The following is a 4,665-nucleotide window of genomic DNA, read 5'->3' as shown; positions in this document are numbered from 1 at the left end:
AAACTGATGCAAGAATTTGAGCAATTAAATCAAAACATAATGAAAGGCCCAAGATAAGTGTTACATAACAAGCGCCTTAAACATCGCGGCTTTTGGCCGCTGGACTCGCAACAAGTTGCTCGCCGTTTAGGCGAGCGTTATGTTTGGTAGATATGGCAAGAAAAAAGCTGTTTACTAAAAAAGCTAAAAGAGAGTTTTCTAAAAAAGCTAATCAGGTTATGTCATTTGCGATTGGATTCCCGATTATATGTACGTTGTTATATGCGAGCTTACGATGGCTCTATGACGCTTACACGACGGGTATTATCTTTGTAGGTGGTAGAAATTGCAGAGTTTGTTACAGGTCTTTCGAGGAAGCCCCTGCTTCTTTTGTTTTTCATGTGGTTGCGTATATTTTCATTGCTACAGCCTGTTCAACAGTTGTTTTTTTAATCTTACAGAAATTAAAAGAGAAATTTTCTGAGTGAGCACTCCATGAATTCTTTTGGTAACAAACATAACAAGGCGCATCACGTGCAGCCTGCGGCCACTGGGACGTCAAACGCTAACGCGTTTTTCTTTGCGTTATGTGTAAAAGGAATGAGTCTCCAATGAAATATCGAGCAACTCTACTCTTGGTAGTACAGAGCCAGATCATATGGTATTTAACTGGATTATATGAACCGACTAGAGCGTATTAAAAGTTATTGCTGCATAGGCCTATTTTCTTCTGTTGAAGAGGCTGAAGGTGATGAGAAAGTTATTATTAACTTCACTCGTTCATTTCAAGGCGAGTCAGCCTGGTACATTAAAGTGCCAGAGGAAGTAGTCGGCGGTGGAAATTTAATTTCTTATTGCCCGTGGTGTGGAACGCAACTTCCTAAATCACCCTATATTGAAAGAGGTAAGTAGGTATGGCTAACAAGTTACTTAATTTCGTTCCGGCCATAAAAAGCATGGCCTCCACGGGACTGCCTACGCTGCGCTGCGGCAGCCAATTAGCAAAGCGTTAGCCTTCAAAGACAAGGATGGTTTTTATGACAAGGTTTGTAGCTATTTTGATTTCCGTTTTATTGAGCAGCTGTGCTAGTGTCCCACTCGGCACCATGCTCGAATTTCGTTCATTTGGTAAAGACGACTTTGTTAAGATTCAGCCTCAAGATCTGAGAGCAAAAATACAGGTTGATGAACCTGTTCTGGCGGACGTGGAGAGTGTTGAATTGGCGCTTGAACTGGCCACTGAAAAAGGAATGAGAGAATTTAAGTTTCCGTTGCTTTTGCTTCGCGAAGAAAAGATTGCACCGGTGAGAGGTTTTTTCTCACATTCAGCAGGAAAAACTGAGTACACGCTAAAACTGTCAGATGAAGCAGTAAAAAACTTTATTTCAACTCAACAAATTATTCAGAATGAAAAATCCGGCAAATTGAATTTCTCAGTTAAAACCGGTTTTGAGAGGTTTCCAAGTGAGATCACTGAAATAGGGCTGTCAGTGTTTTTGAAGCTATCTGAAGAAAAAGGCTTTGTTACGTTATTTGACGATGCAAAGTTAGAGGTTAAGCAGGAGGGCTAACAAGCGCCTTCAATTCGCCGCTTCGCTCTGGTTTTTCGACCTCTGCTGGCGGCATAAATTAATAAAAGGAGCAAGTAGATGGATCAATTTAAAAATCGAGTAGCCGCTGTCATTTTAGGTATTGCGCTGGCTTATGCATCAATAACTATTGTTGGCATCGGTGCAGCGGTAGCAATCCCCTCTGATATTCTAAAACCGGTTGCACAAGTATCAGGCTGGCTTGCATTTACTCTGGTAGATTTGTTCACAATTGCAGTGCCACTGACTGCCGCGTATTTGCTGTTAGCGATGGTCAGTAAGTTTGTAATTAAAGAGCCTGACGTAACATTCTATGCATTGTTACTTGCGCCTTTAGTGATAATGCAGTTGTATTTAGTAGTGCAATCACAGCCTCAGCTGCTTCATAACATTGTAACAACGCTACCGCGTTATCTACTGTTAGCAGTCTCTTTTTACTTTTTAGTTCGCAGTACTAAACAAGCAAATGCCTAGCAAGGCCAGTCAGCAACGGCCAGGGCGTGGCTGACAACCACTATAGGAGCTCGCCGGCATGACTGAACTCAAGACCAAGGCCACCGATGCAAGCATCGATGTATACATAGCGTCACGAGCGAATGAGGAACAGAAGGCCGACTGTGAGAACCTGATGGTTTTGCTGAAGCGGGTGACCGAAGAGAGACCCCAGATGTGGGGGCCTAGCATAGTCGGGTACGGCCTTTACAAGTACACCTACGAGAGCGGAAGAACAGGTGAGATGTGCAGAACCGGCTTTGCTATCCGAGGTAAGGAGCTGGTTGTCTATCTTGTTGCTGAAGGTGGTGAGCAAGAGGCGTTACTGAAGCGACTTGGCAAGTACAAGATGGGTAAGTCCTGTCTGTACATCAAAAAGCTCGCAGACATCGATGTGAACGTTCTCGAGCAGTTGATCATCGGCTCTCTGGCGCAGCTCAAAGCTCGGTATGGTTGAAGCTATCCTAGCTATCTGAATGATTGTCCATAACCAGATAAGCGTTATCCCGTTTTCGGCTTAGTCTGGATAATTCAGATATTCCAGGTAACGTAATTTATTCAGTGTTTGCGGTAATACCTGCCAAAGTTGCTCAGATAATTGCTGGTGCTGGTGATAGAACGCTTTGCTTAGCATCAGATAGCCAAAGCTCTGATGCAGCGGTGGGTACATCAGTTGCAGTGGCAACAGATTCAGATGGCGCTCGCGGGCATCGACTCCGTTAAGCTGGCACAATACGGTGGTCGCATCGACCCTGCCGTTAATTACCAGATCCAGCGCATTATCGGGTGACTGCGCACCTACCAGCACTGTATTTTCCGGAAACGGAATGGGTTTATAGCCTAAGGGGCGGGATACCGTAAGTTGCTGCTTAGTTTGTATTTTTTTTCCAATTGGGTTGTCAAACCGGTGTGCCAGACATAAACCAAGCTGATTAATAGCGCGGCCCGGATCAGCACTGCCATCACTGAGTGTTGGGTACTGGGTGTAGTGTGCCCGGTCTTCGTCATACGCAGCCACCAGAGCATCGACACTGTTGGCTTCCAGCTGCTGCAGGCAGCGTAGCCAGGGCATGCGCATAAGCTTTAGCGTAATACCGACTTGCTCTGCCGCCAGCTTCAAGTGCTCTATGGTTGCCCCCGGCTGTGGGGGAATATCACGGCTGTTTTCCGTATAGTAGGGCAGTAACTGTTTGTCTTCGTAGCAAAATGTCAGCACCGGTTGTGCCGTTATGGCCTCGGTGGCCGGTTTTAGCACATCTGCGCCAAGTGGCTGACAGATGACTAAAACCAGCACTGCCGATTTCAGCGCTGTCGATAGGTGAAAACCGATGGGCTTCTCGTTAAGACACAGCATAGGTTAATAACTGAATACCTTAGCGACACCACGAGAACGTGGGTCGGCGGCAGCTTCCACTTTGCCATTAGTTCGCTTTATTGCCTGAATATCGCCCAAATTCCAGCTTTGAGTTACCAGGTTATAGCCGCGTTGTTTGAGCTGTTGTTGCACCTCAGCTGGCAGTGGCGCGTAGGGCTCCATCGTGATCTGATCTTTAGGCAGTAACTGATGATGAAAGCGCGGCGCCGCTACGGCGTCAGCCAATGGTAAGTTAAAGTGGTACAGGTTTGTCATCACCTGAAAGATAGAAGTAAAAATGGTTGAACCGCCCGGGGTGCCGATAACCAGTTCAATTTGATTATTTTTTACCAGCAGGCTGGGGGTCATTGATGACAGCATGCGTTTACCCGGCGCTATAGCGTTAGCGGCGCTACCGACAACACCAAAGGCGTTGGGGACTCCAGCCTTGGCAGAAAAGTCATCCATTTCATTATTTAATAAAAAGCCTGCACCTTCGACAACAACACCGCTGCCAAAGTCGAGGTTCAGGGTATAGGTATTCGATACGGCATTGCCGTGCTTGTCCAGGACGGAAAAATGCGTGGTGTGGTAACCCTCTAAGCCGGGCGTGACGCTTGACGTTGCAGAAATCGATTTAGGGTTAATTTCGCTGGCGCGCTTATCCAGATAGTCAGCCGCCAGCAGTTGCTGCTGGGGCACTGTCGTAAAATCAGGATCTCCCAGATAATCGGCGCGATCGGCAAATACCCGCTTTTCAATTTCGGCAATCAGGTGTACATACTGGCTGCTGTTTAATGTAACACCGTTAAAGTCGCCGCTTCGGCGCTGCTTTAGCCCCAGTAACTGGCTAAGCGCTATACCGCCTGAGCTTGGTGGCGCTGTGGTGATAAGCTGATATTGTTGCCAGGTGGTGATAACCGGCTCACGCCAGCCTGCTGTATATGCGGCTAAATCGGCTTTGGTAATCAAGCCGCCACCGCGCTGCATCTGTGCCACCAGTAAATCCGCCGTTTCACCCAGATAAAAATCTGCCGGGCCTTTTTTGGCAATACGGCTTAATGTCGCGGCAAGCTCAGGCTGTTTAAAGGTCTGGCCGCTTTGCATAGTGGCAAAGTAGCGGCCAAAGTTGGTTTTGCCTTCCAGTTGTTGTAATAAGTCGGCCCGATATTGATACTGGTTTTCAGCGACGGTAAAGCCGTTTTGCGCATAGTGGATCGCCGGGGCAACTAAGTCTGCCCAGGGCAGCTT

Annotated in this window: 6 protein-coding genes; 4 read left to right on the top strand and 2 right to left on the bottom strand. The window is 47.0% G+C overall.

Annotated features, from left to right (window positions below; translation table 11 throughout):
- Window positions 1-657 precede the first annotated feature (657 nt).
- From VIN66_RS18430 to VIN66_RS18415, 4 genes are all read left to right on the top strand, one after another.
- A complete protein-coding gene (locus VIN66_RS18430) occupies window positions 658-891 on the top strand; it encodes a hypothetical protein (RefSeq protein WP_331925347.1) in 234 nt (77 codons plus the stop codon).
- A 125-nt stretch (window positions 892-1,016) separates the two neighbouring features.
- Window positions 1,017-1,550, top strand: coding sequence for a hypothetical protein (locus VIN66_RS18425; RefSeq protein ID WP_331925346.1), 534 nt, complete (start codon window positions 1,017-1,019; stop codon window positions 1,548-1,550).
- A 78-nt stretch (window positions 1,551-1,628) separates the two neighbouring features.
- On the top strand, window positions 1,629-2,042 hold the full coding sequence (locus VIN66_RS18420; RefSeq protein ID WP_331925345.1) for a hypothetical protein: 414 nt from the start codon (window positions 1,629-1,631) through the stop codon (window positions 2,040-2,042).
- Window positions 2,043-2,100: 58 nt separating this feature from the next.
- Window positions 2,101-2,517, top strand: a complete 417-nt coding sequence (locus VIN66_RS18415; RefSeq protein WP_331925344.1) for a DUF1801 domain-containing protein — start codon at window positions 2,101-2,103, stop codon at window positions 2,515-2,517.
- A gap of 60 nt (window positions 2,518-2,577) precedes the next feature.
- Here VIN66_RS18415 and VIN66_RS18410 read toward each other — a convergent pair whose 3' ends face one another.
- Both VIN66_RS18410 and ggt read right to left on the bottom strand, forming a co-directional pair.
- Window positions 2,578-3,414 carry an amino acid ABC transporter gene (locus VIN66_RS18410; RefSeq protein WP_331925343.1) on the bottom strand — a complete coding sequence of 279 codons (837 nt, stop codon included), beginning with the start codon at window positions 3,412-3,414 and terminating at the stop codon, window positions 2,578-2,580.
- Window positions 3,415-3,417: 3 nt separating this feature from the next.
- Window positions 3,418-4,665: gamma-glutamyltransferase (gene ggt / locus VIN66_RS18405; protein ID WP_331925342.1), on the bottom strand; the 1,248-nt coding region annotated here is incomplete at its 5' end.

It is taken from the genome of Rheinheimera sp., assembly GCF_036568245.1.
In the GTDB taxonomy this organism is placed as follows: Bacteria; Pseudomonadota; Gammaproteobacteria; order Enterobacterales; family Alteromonadaceae; genus Alishewanella.
Note: the sequence above shows the minus strand (reverse complement) of the source record. Positions and strands in the feature narration are given on the sequence as shown.